This window comes from Candidatus Methylomirabilota bacterium (genome assembly GCA_035315345.1).
Lineage (GTDB): Bacteria > Methylomirabilota > Methylomirabilia > Rokubacteriales > CSP1-6 > CAMLFJ01.
Map to the genome: position 1 here is coordinate 20,001 of DATFYA010000021.1, position 15,182 is coordinate 35,182.

Genomic DNA, 15,182 nt, shown 5'->3' on the forward strand with positions numbered 1-15,182 from the left:
ACTGCTCGCGTCCGACCGACATTGCCTCGCAGTGTAATGCCGGGCTACCGAATGATCAATGAAAATCGGTAGTTTGGACGGAGTGTCCGGCTCGACCGGACGGCTCAGCCGCGCAGGAGGCGGTAGATCTCGGTGAAGCCTTCGGCCTGGGCAGCATAGGTGAAGCTCTCCACCGTCGGCCGTACCCGCTCGGCCCACCCCCCGGCCGGCGTCTCGCGCAGCGCAGCCAGCCCCTCGGCGATCGCCGCGGCATCGGGCTCGCCTACCACCCACCCGTTCTCTCCTTGCTGAATGACCTCGGAGCCGCCCGCGCCCGCGCTGCTGAGCACGGGCACCCCCGAGGCCAGCGCTTCCAGGTGCACGTTGCCGAACGGCTCGTAGAGCGCGGGCAGCGCCACCACGTCGGCCGCCGCGTAGAGCTTCTCCACGTCGGGGACGGGCCCGGTCCAGGTCACCTGGCCGTCGATCCCGAGGCGGGCGGCGAGCGCCTCGTAGCGCGGCACGTTCCCCTTGCCGGTCACGACCAGGCGGCTGTCGTCGTCGGCGAGGGTGGCGAAGGCGCGGATGAGCGGCCCCAGGCCCTTGCGCTCGAAGCCGGATCCGACGAAGAGCACCATCCACGCGCGCGCGGTGATGCCGAGGGCGGCGCGGGTGCGCGCGCGGTGGCGCATCCGGTTGGCGGGATGGAAGCGCTCCAGATCGACGCCGTTGTAGACGACGGTGAGATGGTCCGGATCGGTGTCGTAGCGCTCCTGGATGTCGGCCTTGCCCCGCGCCGAGATGGCCACGACGTGCCGCGCGGCGCGCAGCTCGAAGATCCGCCGCTCGAGAGCGCAGACCAGCCGGTGGTACGGATCGAGCCCGGCGCTCCGACCCATCGCCTCGAGGTAGGCGCGGTGCGAGCCCTCGCCGGCCCGGTAGACGTCCTGGCGGAAGCCGCGCTCGTGGCTCTGCACGATGTCGAAGCCGCCCCGCCTCGCCGCGCTCCGGGCCGCCAGCGCGAACGACAGCAGCCGCAGCATGGAGGGGTGGCGGATCACCGGCACCCGGCGCACCGGGATGCCGGGGACGTCGGGCTGCCGCGACGTGCTGATCAATTCGACCAGATGTCCGGCCGCGACGAGGCCGTGTACCAGTCCCGCGGTGGCCGTCTCGACGCCGCCGTGGAAGGAGAACGGCCGGCAGATCAGCCCGACCTTCATCGTCGCGCCCGCACGCGCTCGACCAGCGGGAACAGGGCCCGGCGGGCCGACTCGAAGCTGTAGCGCTCGACCACGCGATGTCGCGCCGCCGCGCCGAGCGCGCGCGCCTCGTCCGGCCGATCCAGCAGCCGGCCGATCGCGGCGCCCAGCGCGCCGACGTCGCCGGGCTCGACGAGCAGCCCGCAGCCGTCCAGGATCTCGGGGATCATGGATACACGGGTGGAGACCACCGGCCGGCCCAGGGCCATTGCATCGAAGAGCTTGGCGGGCACCTGCCCGCGGGTGTCGCTGCTGTCCCGCTGCGGCACCACCACCACGTCGGCGGCGGCCAGGTAGGACGGGACCTGGCCGATCGGCACGTGCCCGATCAGGCGCACGGCGGGATGGCGCGCGAGGAGCGCCCGTCCCGTCTCGGAGCCGGGGTCGGTGCCGACGAGCGCCAGCGTGACGTGCGGGCGCCCCAGCCGGCTCACCGCGGCGGCCAGGTCGTCGACGCCCTTGTAGGTGCGTGGCGTGCCGAGGAACATCACCACCGGTCCCTTGGCGGCTCCAAGGCGCTCGCGGACCGGCTGCGGGTCGGCACGGTCAGGAGCCCAGCGGTCGGTATCACGCACGTGGGGGATCAGCACGCCGCCGAAGCGCTGCTCGAGGAAGCGCGACGCCACGGTGATCCCATCAGCGATACCCCTTAGTCGCTCCATGAGCCACGTCCACGTAAAACCCCGCGGATTCGAAAGATTCAGAGCGCGGCCGACCGTTCCCCAGAAGCCGCCGCGCAGGAAGAATCCCGTCTCCCAGTCGTCGATGTCGAGCAGCAGGGGCCGCCCGCGGGCGAGGCGGCCGAGATATCCCACGCCCGCGCTGGTCAGCCGCGGCTTGGAGGCGTAGAGGACGTCACCGTCGGCCAGGCGCCCGAGCGCCGGCAGCTGCGTCAGGAACCCGGGCAGCCTGCCGCCGGGCACCGAGCGGATGGACACGCGCTCCTCCGCCAGGGGCTCCCACACCGACGCGCCGAACCGCGGCCCCACGATCTCCACGGCGCCGATCGGCTCCAGCAGGCGCGCCAGGAGCCACGCACGCCCCACCGCATTGTCCGACACGTCGAAGCACAGGATCGAGACCTTCACGATCGGCTCGCCGCGCGGTCCCGGTCCAGCGACCGGTAGAGCGTGGTCAGCCGCTCGGCGAGCCGCTGGCCGGAATAGCGGGCCCGCACCAGCGCGGCACCGGCCCCGCCCAGCTCTCGCCGCAGCACGCGGTCCCGCAGCAGGCGGCCGATGGCCGCGGCCATCGCCGCGGGCTCACCGGCGGGCACGAGCAGCGCGGTGCGATCGTCGGCGAGAATCTCGGGCACGACCCCGACCCGCGTCGCCACCACCGGGACCCCGGCCGCGAGATACTCGAACAGCACGCGCGACATGCCGTCGGATTCGAGCGCCGAGTAGACGCCGACGTCGAGCGTGCTCATCGCCGCGGGCAGATCGTCCACGAAGCCGAGCATCGACGTGTAGCCGGGAAGACCCGCGGCCTGCACGAGGTCGCGCACCCGCTCCTGCAGCGCCCCCTGGCCGATCAGGACCAGATGGAACCGATGGCCGGCCTCGGCCAGTCGTGTCGCCGCCTCGATCACGGTCTGGTGCCCCTTCATCACGCGAAGGCCCGACACGAGGCCGACCAGCGGCGTGTCCGGCGACACGTCGGGCAGCGTGGCGCGAAGCCCGCCGGTGGCCGAGCGCGTCGCGTCGGCCTGGAACCGATCCGTGTCCACTCCCCCGGGCAGCGCCACGACGCGATCCGCGGGACCGAGCCCGGCCGCCACCAGCTGGAGCCGGATGGCCTCGGTCACGGTCACCACCAGGTCGGTGGCCTGGTTGTAGAGCCAGCGATTCAGCGCATGCGGCCGCACCGGCAGCACGATGTGACGGGTGCGCACGAGGGGCCGGCGCACCCCGGACAGCCGGTTGGCCAGCGCGGCCAGCCAGTGCTCCTTGCCGCGATGGACGTGGAGCACGTCCGTCTCGGGCAGCCACCGGATCATCCGCCGCAGATCCATCGAGTCCGCGATCGGCTTCACGCCGCTCGCCAGCTCCAGCGTCTCGACACGCGTCACGCCGGCCGCGCGCGCCCGCCGGATCACCCGCGACTCGCTGCGTCGCTTGCAGACGAGCGCCACGTCGTGACCCGCCCGCTGCAGCTCCACCGACACGCGGGCCGCCCAGTACGCGTCCGACGACCAGCCCCGGCACGACACGATCTGCCGGATAGTCACGCGCCCGGCCCGGCGGGTCCCCGCCGCCGCCGCGCCGCCGCGTAGATCTCCTCCACGCGCGCGGCGTGCGCGTCGGGGCCGTAGAGGGCCCGCGCCCGCTCCAGGCCGGCCCGGCCCATCGCGGCCGCGCGCGCCGGATCGGCCAGCAGCGCGCGCAGCGCGGCCGCCACCGATTCGGGCCGGTCGTCGTCTACGAGGAGACCGGTCACGCCGTGCACCACCGTCTCCGGCAGCGCGCCCACGCGTCGGCCCACCACGGGCCGGGCCGCGGCCATCGCTTCCAGCGCGGCCCGGCAGGACTCGTCGGAGCCCGCGCCCATGAGCGCGAAGGTGTCGAGGGCGGCGAGCACGCCGGGCAGGTCCGCGTCGCGGTAGCCGGCGAAGAGCACCTCCCGGCCGAGGCCCAGCTCGGTCACCAGCGTCTCGAGCCGCGCCCGGCCCTCGCCCTTGCCCACCAGCAGGAGCCGGGCACGCGGATGATCGACGAGGACCTGCTGGAAGCCGCGGATGAGCTGCTCATGACCGCGCCGGGCGGCCAGACGGGCCACGCAGCCCAGCACCGGCGCGTCGCCCAGCTCGAACTCCTTGCGAATCGCCGCGCCACCGTCGCCGTCCCCGAAGCGGGACAGGTCCACCACGCCGTCGACCCGCGCGAGCCGGTCGGTCGGAATGCCCGCGTGGCGAGCGCTCTCCTCGATCTCACGGCTCACCGCGATCAGGGAGTCGGTGCGCCGGTAGAGCGCGGTGGTGGGCCAGCCGCTGCGCACCGCGCGGCGATTGTGGAAGGTGCGGACGAGCGCGGCCGGCCCGCGCGCGAGCCAGCCGAGCCAGTGATCGTGCGAGTGGTGAGTGTGGATCACGTCCACGTCGTGGGCCCGCACGATCTCACGCACGCGCCGGCGGTCGGCCAGCGCGAGGAACGGATTGCCGCGCACCTCGAGGGAGAGGCCGCCCAGCGGCTCGAATCCCGCCTCGCGCGCCTTCTGCTCGAAGCGGTCGCCCGCGATCAGCCCGAGCAGGACGCGGTGCCCGCGGGCGCGCAGGCCGGTGGAGAGCCGAATGACCGGCTCGGCGCTGCCCGTCCACCAGCGGTTGGCCACGAGGTGGAGGATGGTGAGCGGCCGCGTCGCCATCACGCGAGCAGCTCGTCGTAGAGGCGGAGCAGGCGCGTGATCGAGGCCTCGTGGGAGAAGCGTCGCTCCACCAGCGCGCGGGCCGCGCGGGCGCGACGCGCGGCCGCGTCGGAATCGTCGAGCACGCGCAGGATCGCGGCGGCCAGCGCCTCCACCGACCCGCTCTCCACCAGCAGCCCGGTCTCGCCGTCGCCGACCACCTCGGGAATGCCGCCGATGCGGCTGGCCACCACCGGCACGCCGACCGCAAAGGCCTGCAGCAGCGCCTGGGGGACGCCCTCCGTGCGGGTCGAGGCCAGGGCGAAGCAGTCCATCGCGCCGAGCAGAGCCGGCACGTCGGGTCGGAAGCCGGTGAAGACCACCGCGTCGGAGAGCTTCGCGTCGCGCGCGAGCTGCTCGACCCAGGCCCGGCGTGGGCCGTCGCCGACCAGGAGCAGCGAGGCGCCCGGGCGCTTGGCGTGCACCGTCGCGAAGGCTTCGAGCAGCTGGGCGTGCCCCTTCGAGCCGCGGAACATCGCGACCGATCCGACGACCGGCGCGCCCAGGTCGAGCTCGCGAACGACCGCGGGCGATCGCCCGCCGAACTTGAAGGCGTCGAGATTGACGCCGGCCGGGATTGCGATCACCCGCTCCGCGGGCACGCCGGCGTCCAGCACCAGGCGCCGGATCGCCTCGCCGCTGGTGATCACGCGATCGGCGAGCCAGCGGTAGACCGGGTTCGGCCCGCGCCGGATCGCGATCGACACGTGCCGCGTGCGCACCACCGGCACCCGGCAGATGCGCGCGGCCATGCCGGCCAGCCAGCCGTCGATCGAGCTGTGGGTGTGCACCAGGCTCACGCGCTCGCGCCGGATCAGCCGGACCAGCGCGGTCAGCGCGCGCGGGTCGAAGGCCCCGCGCATCCGCACCGCCACCGTCTCGACGCCGGCCTCCCGCGCGCGGCCGACGAGGCGGCCGTCCGGCTGGCAGGCGAGCAGCACCCGCCAGCCCCGTTCCGCGGTCCAGCGCGACTCGTTGAGCGTGCGCACCTCCTGCCCACCGAGTCCCGGCGAGGCTTCGGTGTGCAGGACCGTCTTCGTCATGCCACCACGCTCCTCACCTCGTCGCGCACCGTCTCCGGCTCGATCCGCCTCAGACAGATGTGATCGATGGGACAGGTGGGCCGGAAGCACGGCGAGCAGGGCACCTCGCGGTCGAGGACGCGCGCGGTCCCGCCCCGTGGCGCGGTGAGCCGGCGATCGCTCGGCCCGAACAGGGTCACGGTGGCCACGCCGACCGCGGCCGCCAGGTGGGCGACCCCGGTATCCCCGCTCACCAGACAGCGGAGCCGCGCCAGCAGCCGCGGCAGGAGCGCCACCCGATCGCGGCCGACGAGCGACGCCACGTCCGCGCCGGCCGCCCGCGCGACCCCCGCCGCGGTGGCCGCGTCATCGCTCGTGCCGAGCAGGACCGGTCGCAAGCCGTCGTCGATCAGGAAGCGGGCGAGCCGGCCGTAGGCCTCGGCCGGCCAGAGCTTGGAGCTGCCGAAGGCGGCGCCGAGATGCAGACCGATGAGCGGTCCGCCGCCATCGAGGCCGGCCGCAGCGAGGAGCCCGTCGACCTCCGCGTCGGCGGCCCCGCTCTTCGCGAGCGTCCACTGCGGCACGCCCGCGACATCCGCGATGCCCAGGGGCGCCAGGAGCGCGGCGTACTCGTCGACCTGATGCCGACGCGGCGACGGCAACGGCAGCGCGTCGGTGAGGAAGAAGCCGCGCCCGTCGCTGGCATAGGCGATGCGGCGGCGCGCACCCCAGCGCCGCGCCGCGAAGGCGGATTCGAACGACCCGGGTAGCAGGATCGCGACGTCGGGCGGCTCGTGGGCGACCGCCGACGCGAGATGCCGGCGATCGGTCCGCGCGCTCGGGTACGGCAGGAGCGCGTCGGCCACGCCCTGCCCGGCGAGGAGCGTGGCCCACCGGCCGATCAAGGTGATGCGCGCATCGGGCCGGGCGGCCCGCAGCGCCGCCAGCATGGGCAGCGCCATCACGGTGTCGCCCAGCCAGTTGGGAGTGCGCACCACGACCAGCTCGAGAGACGATCCGGCGGCGGCCCCGCTCATGACCGCGGCCGGCCGAGCGCGGCCGGTGCGAGCGTACCCGCGAGCAGGCGCTGCCACGCCTCCAACCCCGCGTCGATGACCAGGCGCATCGGCAGGACCCACAGGGGCAGCGCGGGGCGCGGCAGGTCGCGCACGCGCACCCAGTCCTTCTCGGTCGTCACGAGCCCCTGCGCGGACGCCGCGCGGGCCTCGCGGGCCAGCTCCTCGAGATCGATCGGGGTGAACCAGTGGTGATCGGGGAACTCGGCGAATCCGACGCGGCGCACTCCCGCGGCGTCGAGCGTGTCGGCGAAGCCCTGCGGCGAGCCCAGGCCCGCGAAGGCCATGAGCCGTCGCCCGGCCAGATCGGCGACCGGCACGCGACGGCCGCTCTGCGCCTCGACCGCGTCCTGCAGCTGGTAGCGCGCGGTCACCAGCGCCGCGTCGGGGTTGAAGCGACGCACGGTGCGGCTCACCGCGTCGATGGTCTCCGCGCCGGCGGGATTGGTCAGGACGACCACGTGGGCCCGCGCCAGCGCGGAGAGCGGCTCGCGCAGCATCCCGCGCGGGAAGACGCGCGCATTGCCCCAGGGGGCGCGGCCCTGCACCACCACGATCTCCAGGTCCTTGGCGAGGGTGCGGTGCTGAAAGCCGTCGTCCAGGACGATGGCGGTGGCGCCGCAGCGCTCCACCGCGACGCGCGCCGCTTCGTAGCGACTCTCCCCCACCACGACCGGCACGCCGGGCAGGCGCTCGGCCAGCAGGAGCGGCTCGTCCCCCGCGGTCCGCACGTTGCTGCGGATGCCCTCACGGTCGGCGACCACGTGGACGCCGCGGGTGTGGCGGCCGTAGCCGCGGCTGACCACCGCGGGCAGTCGCCCGGCTTCGTGACCGATCTCCTGGAGCGATCGCACCACCGCTTCCACGGTGGGTGTCTTGCCGCTGCCTCCGAGCGTGAGATTGCCCACCGAGACGACCGGGCTCGGCAGCCGGCCGGTCCGCAGCACGCCCCAGCGGTACGCCCGGTCGCGGGCCGCGAGCGCGGCGCGGTAGAGCACGCTGAGCGCGGAGAGGCCGGCGGTCACCACCGGCGTGTCGGGGTCGTCCCAGTAGCGTCGCAGGAGCACTTCGGGCGCGCGTCGCGGGGTCGTCATCGGGACGGTCCGCCCGCGGACCCGGGCCAGAGGTGACGGGCGATCAGATCGAGCGTCGCGCTCACCGCGCCCTGTCGGCCCGCGAACGCCTCGCGCGCGGCCCGGCCCATGCGGCTCGCCAGGTCGCCATCCTCCAGCAGGCGCGTGAGCTCGCCCGCCAGCTCGGCGCCGTCCTTGACCACGAGCCCGCCCCCGCTCATCTGCAGGAGCTCGGCTCCTTCACGGAAGTTGCTCGTGTGGGGGCCGAAGAGCACCGGCTTGCCTCGCATCGCCGGCTCCAGCATGTTGTGCCCGCCGATCGGCACGAGGCTGCCGCCGACGAAGACGACCTCGGCGAGGGCGTAGAGCTGGGCCAGCTCGCCCACCGTGTCGAGAATGACGATGGCCCCGCGCGCGGCGTCCCGAGGCAGGCGGCTCCGGCGCACCGCGACGAGGCCGCGGGCGCGGATCAGCTCCTCGACCTCAGCGGCCCGCTCGGGATGACGGGGCGCGAGCAGCAGCGCCAGCCCCGGGTATCGGGCGTTCGCGTGCACGAAGGCGTCGAGCGCGAGGGCCTCCTCGCCTCGATGCGTGCTGCCCGCGATCCACAGCCGGTCGCCCGGGCCGAGGCCGAGCCGCTGACGCCACGCCGCGTCGTCGGAAGCCTCGGGAAGCAGATCGCTCTTGAGATTGCCGGTCACGACCACCCGCTCGGGCGGCGCGCCCAGCGCGATGATGCGCTGGGCGTCCTCCGTGCTCTGCATCGCGAACACCGAGACGTCGGCGAGGACGCGCCGCATGAGCCACCGCACCCGATGGTAGCGGCGGAAGGAGCGGTCGGAGATCCGCCCGTTGGCGATCATCGTGGGGATGCGACGGGCTGCGAGGGCGCGTAGGAAGTTGGGCCAGAGCTCGGTCTCGATGGCGATGAAGAACCGCGGACGCGCGGCGTCGAGCGCGCGCCGGACCGGCCCCGGCAGATCGACGGGGAAATATCGGTGCGCCGCGCGGCCGGCGAGCCGCTCCGCGACGATGCGCGCGCCGGTCGGCGTGATCGTGCTGACCACGATCGAAAGCTCGGGCCAGCGTCGGCGGATCCCCTCGACCAGGGGGACCGCCACCGCGGATTCGCCGACCGAGACCGCGTGGATCCAGCCGCGAGGCTCGGGGGGGAGCCCCTCGCCGATGCGGCCGAGGCGTTGCCCCAGATGCCGCCCGTAGCCGGCGCGGCGGCGACGAACCAGGAACGCGGGCAGATAGGCGAGCAGGCCCACGCCGAGCACCGCGGAGTACAGGACGTACATCAGCCGCGCGCCTCCTCGTCCACCTGCCAGGTCAGGCCGCGGAGGGCGGCCTCGACCTCCTTGCGCGCGGCCTCCTGAGCGGCGCGGTCGGCGTCGACGGAGACGCGGATGGGCTCGCCGAAGCGCATCACGCAGCGGGCGAACGGCCTCGGGACGTGGAACTCGTCCCAGGAGCGAAGCTGCCAGTACCGCGAGGCGCCGACCGCCATCGGCACGATCGGCGCGCCGGAGAGCCGCGCCAAGGCGATCACGCCCGGCTTGAGCACCTCGCGCGGGCCCACCGGCCCGTCCGGCACCACCACGACCTCGCGGCCGCGCCGAAGCTGTCGCGTGAGCAGCCGCAGGGCCTCGCCGCCGCCGCGGGTGGATGAGCCCCGCACCGGCTCGAGGCCGAACCGCTCCACGAGGCGCGACACGATCTCGCCGTCGCGCGACCGGCTCGCGAGGACGCAGCAGCCGCGATGGCCGTAGAGGTACGGCAGCAGGAAGATTCGCCCGTGCCAGACCGCGTAGATCACCGGCACCCCCGCGGCCCAGAGCGGCGCGACCGCGTCCTCCTCGCGACGGATGCGCAGCGTGCGCGCCAGGGCGCGGAGGCCGAGCGCGCCCGCCGCCGGACCCGCCGAGAGCGCGAGCGCCCGCGGGAGCTTCATCCCGCCCTCGCGGTCCGGAGCACCGCCAGGGCGGCGCGCCGGCCCACGCCGGGCTCCCCCAGCCGCGCGCGCACCTCCTTGAACGCGGCGCGCTGGGCGGTGGCGGCGACCGGATCCTCGTCGAGCAGCCGGCCGGCCTCCGCGGCGAGCCGCTCGCCGGTGACCTGAGCCTGGATCAGCTCCGGTGCGACCACCCGGCCCGCGATGAGATTGGGCAGCCCGATCCACTCGACGTGGGTCAGCATCCGCGCGATCAGCTCGGTGGTGCGGGAGACGCGATAGCAGAGCACCATCGGGGTGCCGAGCAGCGCGGCCTCGAGGGTGGCGGTGCCCGAGGCGATCAGCAGCACGTCGGCCGCGACCATCAGCTCGTAGGTGTGCCCGCTGAGCAGCTCGATCGGGGGGCCGCCCGCGGCCCGGAGATGCGCCTGCACCTGCTCGCGCGGCACCGTCGGAGCCAGGCCGAGGACGAAGCGGCGGCGGCCGTCGGCGGCGGCCAGGCGTCGCGCCGCATCCAGCATGGGCGGCAGGAGCCGTGCGATCTCCTCGCGACGGCTCCCGGGCAGCAGGCCGATCAGCGAATGGCCGGGATCGGCCTGGATACGGCGCCGCGCCTCGTCGCGGGCGAGGTCGAGAGGCAGCACGTCGAGGAGCGGATGCCCCACGAACTCGACCGGGATGTGATGGTGCTCGTAGAGCGCGGCCTCGAAGGGGAAGACCGCGAGCACCTGGCTCACCCGCTGCGCCATCTGCCGCACGCGGCCCCGGCGCCACGCCCACAGCTGCGGCGGCACGAAGTAGACGACCGGCACGCCGGCCCGTCGGGCGCGGCGGGCCAGGCGCAGGTTGAACTCGGGAAAATCGATCAGCACGAGCGCGCGCGGGCGCTCGTCGCGCAGTCGTTGCCCCATCAGGCGATAGGCGCGATAGAGGCTGGGGATCCGCCCCAGCGCCTCGCTCGTGCCGACCGCGGCGTGGGCGGTGGGATCGAGGATCACCTCCACGCCGGCGGCGGCCATGCGGCCGCCACCCATGCCGACCAAGCGGACGTCCGGCTCGAGCGCGCGCAGCGCGCGGCAGAGGGTGGCCCCGTGGAGATCGCCGGAGGCCTCGCCGACCGACAGCATGATCGGCGCCGGTCTCGCGCTTCGATCAGGGCTGGCCATCGACGCTCACCACCGCGATGCCCGCCGCATCGGCGACATGGATGACTCGCTCGCGGTCGAGCAGCAGGACCTGGCCGGCGGGCACCGCGAGCGCGACGGCCCCGCCGTCGCGCATGGCCTCGAGGGTGGCCGCGCCGATGGTCGGGATGTCGAAGCGATAGTCGTGCGCGTCGGCCACCGTCTTCACCACCACCGCCCCCGGCCCGGCCAGGCGGCCGCCCCGCCGGATCGTCTCGTCGGTGCCCTCCGCGGCCTCCACCGCCACCGTCACCCCGCGCGCCCGCACCACGGTCTGCCCGATCCCGTCGGCGGCGAGTCGGCGCGCGAGCCGGAAGCCCTCGTGAATCTCCTCCCACTCGGGATCGGACGGAGTGCGCGCGGTGAGCGCGCCCGCGGGAAGCAGCCACGGGCCCAGGAAGTCCCGCTGGTCCAGCACCTCGATGCCCATCGAGCCGAGGGTGGTCACCACCATCTGGCCGAGCGCGGCGTCAGAGAGGCCGTCGCGGGCCAGGCCGAGGCCGGCGGCGTCGGCCTGATCGTACCGGGACAGCGCACTCGACTTCCAGAACTTGCCCACGAAGACCGCGGCCTTCACTCGCTCAGCGGCGAGGCCGGCGAGCACGGCCTGGATGTCGGTGATCGTCGACGGGATCAGCACATCGGCGGCCTCGGCGAGGCCGGGGGCTTCCTCGAAGGCGAAGGCCGCGACGCGCCACCCGCGCCGTCGGGCCTCCAGGGCGGCGTGGCCGGGCAGGATCCCGGCCCCGGCCATCAGGCCGAGCGCGCGCTCCACGGGAGATCCTCCGGCCAGGCGGTCTCGCCCCGGCCCTCGCGGATCATCCGCTCGATCTCCAGGGCGACGGCCAGCGATCGGAGGTCGTCCGCCTCGGGCAGCTCCACCGTGCCGTGGTGACTCGAGGCGGCGCGGGCGGCCGAGATCAGGTGGCGGATCTCCAGCTTCAAGGGATTGTCCTTGTGGACGAGAAGGTGCTCCACGAAGGACGCCTGGCGGTAGCGGATCGACTCGCGGTTGAGCGTGTATTCCTGAGCGGCCCGACGGTGGATCTGGATGTCCTGATGAGAGTAGTCGAGGAGGATGTAGGCGTCGGGCTGGGTGATGGCAAGGGTGCGGATCTTCTCCTCGGTCGCGCGGCTGGCCGTGATGGTGGCCATCGCTCCCGAGTCGAAGACGATCTGCACGGTGGCCACGTCGGTGACCGGCGAGTGCACCGACGAGCCCACCGCGGTGATCTTGCGCGGCTCGCCGTCGACCAGGTTCAGGACGATGTCGATGTCGTGGATCATCAGATCCATGACCACCGAATCGTTCTGCACGCGCGGCACGAACGGCCCGAGCCGGCGCGACTCGATGAGGATCGGCCGCTCCACGATCTTGCGAAGCTCCTGCACCGCCCCGTTGAACCGCTCGACGTGGCCCACGTGGAGCACCCGGTTCTGCTGGCGAGCGAGCCGGAACAGCTCCTTCGCCTCCTCGAGCGTGGAGGTCATCGGCTTCTCCACGAGCACGTGCACGCCGCTCTCGATCAGGTCGCGCGCCACCGCGAAGTGCTGCTCGGTGGGCACCGCCACCGTGGCGAAGTCGATGAGGCCGGCGAGCTCGCGATGATCGCGGAAGGCGCGCGCGCCGTACGGCGCGGCGACCCGCTGGGCCCGATCGAAATCCACGTCCACCACCCCGACCAGCTCCACGTTCCAGATCTCGGCGAGGGCGAGGATGTGGTACTGGCCCATGTGGCCGGCGCCCACCACCGCCCCGCGGATCTTGGGCTCGCCGTTCTGGCTCACGCGATCTCCTCCGGCTCGGCTGGCGCACGCGCCCGCCCCCCGGCCTCGGCCGCGGGAACGATGCCGTGCCTGGATTGTTCCACGAACTCGACGAGCCGCGCCACCAGGGGATGATCGCCCAGCTCCTCCTTCACCCGTCGGATCGCCGCGCCGGGGGCCTGCCCGGAGCGGTAGAGGAGCCGGAAGGCCGACTGCACCTGTCGCCGCGAGGCCGCGTCGACGCCGCCGCGGCGCATGCCGATCACGTTCACCGCGCGGGCGACCGCGGGCGCCCCGTCCACCATGATGAACGGCGGCACGTCCTGCGTGACCTTGGAGCAGCCCCCGATGTAGGCGTAGGTCCCGATGCGGCCGAACGGGCGGATGCCGGTGAGTCCGCCGATGGTGACGCGGTCCTCGACGGTGATGTGGCCGGTGAGCCCGGCATAGTTGATGAGGATGACGTGGTCGCCGAGCACGCAGTCGTGGGCGACGTGGCTCGAGGCCATCACCAGGCAGTGGCGGCCCACCACCGTGTCGTGGCCCTCGTGAGTGGCCCGGTGGATCGTCACGTACTCGCGCACCGCCGAGTCGTCGCCGATGCTGACTCCGACCGGCGTCCCCTCGCGGAACTTCAGGTCCTGGGGCAGCCCGCCGATGATGGCTCCGTGGCCGATGCGGCAGCGGGCGCCGATCCGGGTGCGGCCCTCCAGCACCACGTGGGCGCCGATCTCGGCGCCGGCCCCGATGGTGACGTCGCCCCCGATCACCGAGTACGGCCCCACCCGCACGTCGGCGGCGAGCTCCGCGCCGGGATCGATCACCGCGGTGGGATGGATCACGAGCGCCGCGCCTCCAGCTCGCGGACCCGCTTCTCGAGGGCGCGGACCCGCTTGATCAGCTCGGGCAGCTGGCCCTCGCCCGCCCAGATGCGCCGCTGGGCCGCGCTGGGCCGGCTCGGGGTGCCGCTCCACACCTCGCCCGCCGGCACGTCGCTGGGAACGCCGGACTGCGCGGTCAGGATCGCGCCGGCGCCGATCGTCACGTGGTCGGCGACGCCCACCTGCCCGGCCAGCATCGCGCGGTTGCCGATGCGCGAGGAGCCGGCGACCCCCACCTGGGCGACCAGGATCACGTCTTCGCCCACGTCGCAGTTGTGGCCGATCTGCACGAGGTTGTCGATCTTGGTCCCGCGACGCACCACGGTCTCCCCGAGAGTGGCCCGGTCGATCGCGCTGTTCGCCCCGATCTCCACGTCGTCCTCGATGCGGAGCCCTCCCACCTGCGGGATCTTCCGGTGGGCGCGTCCGTCGAACGCGTAGCCGAAGCCGTCGGCGCCCAGCACCGCCCCCGGATGTACGATCACCCGGTTGCCGACGCGCACGCCTTCGCGGACCACCGCCCGTGGATACAGGCGGACGTCCTCGCCGAGGACCGCGCGGGTCCCCACGAAGGAGAGCGCCCCCACCTGACTCCGCGGCCCGATCGAGGCTCCCGCCTCCACCACCGCGAACGGGCCGATCGAGACCGAGGCGTCGATGCGCGCGTCGTCGGCGACGCAGGCGGACGCGTGGATGCCGGGCGGAACCGACGGCGCCGGATGGAACAGCTCGAGCATGGCGATCAGGCCGTGCTGGGGATTATCCACGCGGAGCAGCGGAGCCGGGAGCCCCGACACGGTGCGCCCCACCAGGAATGCGCCGGCCTGGCTCGATTCGGCCTGCTTCAGGTACCGGGGATCGGTGAGGAACGACACGTCGCCCGGCCCCGCCGCCTCCAGCGGGGCGACTCCGGTCACCACGCGCTCGGCGTCTCCTTCCAGCGACGCCCCGAGCGCGTCGGCGAGCCGGCCGAGCGTGATCGAGACGCCGGCGCTCACTTACTTCGGGGCCTTCTTGGTCTGGTCGTCGTAGGCCTTGAGGACGTCCTCGGTGAGATCGGAGTCGCCGGACGCGAACAGCACCCCCGCCCGCTGCCGCTCGAGCACCACCGCGTACCCCTTCTCCTTGCCGAGCCGCTGGATCAGCCCGGCCACGTCCTGCAGCACCTTCTGCAGCAGGGCGTCTTCCTTCTTCTGGAGCTGGGCCTGGAGGTCGTCGACGAGCCGCCGGACGTCGCGGACCTTGCGCTCCAGCGCGTCTTGCTTCTCTCGTCGCGCCTCGGCGGACAGCAGCTGGCCCTTCTTCTCCAACTCGTCCCGCATCTTTTCGAGCTCGGTCTTGTGGCCGTCGAGCTGGCGCTGCATGGTCGCCTTGTCCTTCTCCAGCTGCTCGCGGGCGGCCGCGCCCGCCACCGACCGGGCGAGGATCCGCTGGATGTCGACGATCGCCACGCGTCCGTTCGAGGGCGGCGTCGCCGGGGGGGGGGTCTGGGCCTGCGCCCACCCGGTTCCCCCGACACCCAGCAGCAGCGTCAGGATCGCCGCCGCCCTCCCTACTGCCTTACCTTGCCCCATGGTTC

15 protein-coding genes are annotated in these 15,182 nt (G+C 73.8%); all 15 read right to left on the reverse strand.

Annotated features, from left to right (window positions below; genetic code table 11):
- Positions 1-104 precede the first annotated feature (104 nt).
- The 15 genes from VKN16_03460 to VKN16_03530 are packed head-to-tail and all read right to left on the reverse strand — an operon-like array spanning position 105 to position 15,177.
- Complete coding sequence (locus VKN16_03460; GenBank protein HME93263.1) at positions 105-1,202, reverse strand: glycosyltransferase family 4 protein; 1,098 nt, start codon at positions 1,200-1,202, stop codon at positions 105-107.
- Positions 1,199-2,329 carry a glycosyltransferase gene (locus VKN16_03465; GenBank protein ID HME93264.1) on the reverse strand — a complete coding sequence of 377 codons (1,131 nt, stop codon included), beginning with the start codon at positions 2,327-2,329 and terminating at the stop codon, positions 1,199-1,201. Before VKN16_03465 ends, VKN16_03460 begins: the two co-directional genes overlap by 4 nt.
- Positions 2,326-3,471: a glycosyltransferase family 4 protein gene (locus VKN16_03470; protein HME93265.1), complete on the reverse strand. Its 1,146-nt coding sequence runs from the start codon at positions 3,469-3,471 to the stop codon at positions 2,326-2,328. The genes VKN16_03465 and VKN16_03470 overlap by 4 nt, the downstream gene beginning before the upstream one ends.
- Positions 3,468-4,604, reverse strand: coding sequence for a glycosyltransferase family 4 protein (locus VKN16_03475; protein ID HME93266.1), 1,137 nt, complete (start codon positions 4,602-4,604; stop codon positions 3,468-3,470). The genes VKN16_03470 and VKN16_03475 overlap by 4 nt, the downstream gene beginning before the upstream one ends.
- Entirely contained in the window at positions 4,604-5,686 is a 1,083-nt protein-coding gene (locus VKN16_03480) for a glycosyltransferase (GenBank protein HME93267.1), read from the reverse strand. Before VKN16_03480 ends, VKN16_03475 begins: the two co-directional genes overlap by 1 nt.
- Entirely contained in the window at positions 5,683-6,702 is a 1,020-nt protein-coding gene (locus tag VKN16_03485; GenBank protein HME93268.1) for a glycosyltransferase family 9 protein, read from the reverse strand. The genes VKN16_03480 and VKN16_03485 overlap by 4 nt, the downstream gene beginning before the upstream one ends.
- Positions 6,699-7,835 (reverse strand): tetraacyldisaccharide 4'-kinase, encoded by a 1,137-nt coding sequence (gene lpxK, locus VKN16_03490; protein ID HME93269.1) that lies wholly within the window; start codon positions 7,833-7,835, stop codon positions 6,699-6,701. Before lpxK ends, VKN16_03485 begins: the two co-directional genes overlap by 4 nt.
- Positions 7,832-9,118 (reverse strand): 3-deoxy-D-manno-octulosonic acid transferase, encoded by a 1,287-nt coding sequence (locus VKN16_03495; protein HME93270.1) that lies wholly within the window; start codon positions 9,116-9,118, stop codon positions 7,832-7,834. The genes lpxK and VKN16_03495 overlap by 4 nt, the downstream gene beginning before the upstream one ends.
- Positions 9,118-9,771 (reverse strand): lysophospholipid acyltransferase family protein, encoded by a 654-nt coding sequence (locus VKN16_03500; protein ID HME93271.1) that lies wholly within the window; start codon positions 9,769-9,771, stop codon positions 9,118-9,120. The genes VKN16_03495 and VKN16_03500 overlap by 1 nt, the downstream gene beginning before the upstream one ends.
- Positions 9,768-10,937, reverse strand: coding sequence for a lipid-A-disaccharide synthase (gene lpxB / locus VKN16_03505; protein ID HME93272.1), 1,170 nt, complete (start codon positions 10,935-10,937; stop codon positions 9,768-9,770). Before lpxB ends, VKN16_03500 begins: the two co-directional genes overlap by 4 nt.
- A complete protein-coding gene (lpxI, locus tag VKN16_03510; protein HME93273.1) occupies positions 10,924-11,730 on the reverse strand; it encodes a UDP-2,3-diacylglucosamine diphosphatase LpxI in 807 nt (268 codons plus the stop codon). The genes lpxB and lpxI overlap by 14 nt, the downstream gene beginning before the upstream one ends.
- Positions 11,709-12,743, reverse strand: a complete 1,035-nt coding sequence (locus tag VKN16_03515) for a Gfo/Idh/MocA family oxidoreductase (protein ID HME93274.1) — start codon at positions 12,741-12,743, stop codon at positions 11,709-11,711. The genes lpxI and VKN16_03515 overlap by 22 nt, the downstream gene beginning before the upstream one ends.
- Entirely contained in the window at positions 12,740-13,564 is an 825-nt protein-coding gene (lpxA, locus tag VKN16_03520; protein ID HME93275.1) for an acyl-ACP--UDP-N-acetylglucosamine O-acyltransferase, read from the reverse strand. The genes VKN16_03515 and lpxA overlap by 4 nt, the downstream gene beginning before the upstream one ends.
- Entirely contained in the window at positions 13,561-14,601 is a 1,041-nt protein-coding gene (gene lpxD, locus VKN16_03525) for a UDP-3-O-(3-hydroxymyristoyl)glucosamine N-acyltransferase (GenBank protein ID HME93276.1), read from the reverse strand. Before lpxD ends, lpxA begins: the two co-directional genes overlap by 4 nt.
- On the reverse strand, positions 14,602-15,177 hold the full coding sequence (locus VKN16_03530; protein HME93277.1) for an OmpH family outer membrane protein: 576 nt from the start codon (positions 15,175-15,177) through the stop codon (positions 14,602-14,604).
- Between the last annotated feature and the right edge of the window lie 5 nt (positions 15,178-15,182).

Excerpts from the sequence above, each read along its gene's own strand:
- VKN16_03495 (HME93270.1), bottom strand. The coding sequence starts at position 9,118 with ATGTACGTCCTGTACTCCGCGGTGCTCGGCGTGGGCCTGCTCGCCTAT.
- VKN16_03500 (HME93271.1), bottom strand. The coding sequence starts at position 9,771 with ATGAAGCTCCCGCGGGCGCTCGCGCTCTCGGCGGGTCCGGCGGCGGGC.
- VKN16_03530 (HME93277.1), bottom strand. The coding sequence starts at position 15,177 with ATGGGGCAAGGTAAGGCAGTAGGGAGGGCGGCGGCGATCCTGACGCTG.
- VKN16_03485 (HME93268.1), bottom strand. The coding sequence starts at position 6,702 with ATGAGCGGGGCCGCCGCCGGATCGTCTCTCGAGCTGGTCGTGGTGCGC.
- VKN16_03460 (HME93263.1), bottom strand. The coding sequence starts at position 1,202 with ATGAAGGTCGGGCTGATCTGCCGGCCGTTCTCCTTCCACGGCGGCGTC.
- VKN16_03475 (HME93266.1), bottom strand. The coding sequence starts at position 4,604 with ATGGCGACGCGGCCGCTCACCATCCTCCACCTCGTGGCCAACCGCTGG.
- lpxK (HME93269.1), bottom strand. The coding sequence starts at position 7,835 with ATGACGACCCCGCGACGCGCGCCCGAAGTGCTCCTGCGACGCTACTGG.
- lpxB (HME93272.1), bottom strand. The coding sequence starts at position 10,937 with ATGGCCAGCCCTGATCGAAGCGCGAGACCGGCGCCGATCATGCTGTCG.
- VKN16_03480 (HME93267.1), bottom strand. The coding sequence starts at position 5,686 with ATGACGAAGACGGTCCTGCACACCGAAGCCTCGCCGGGACTCGGTGGG.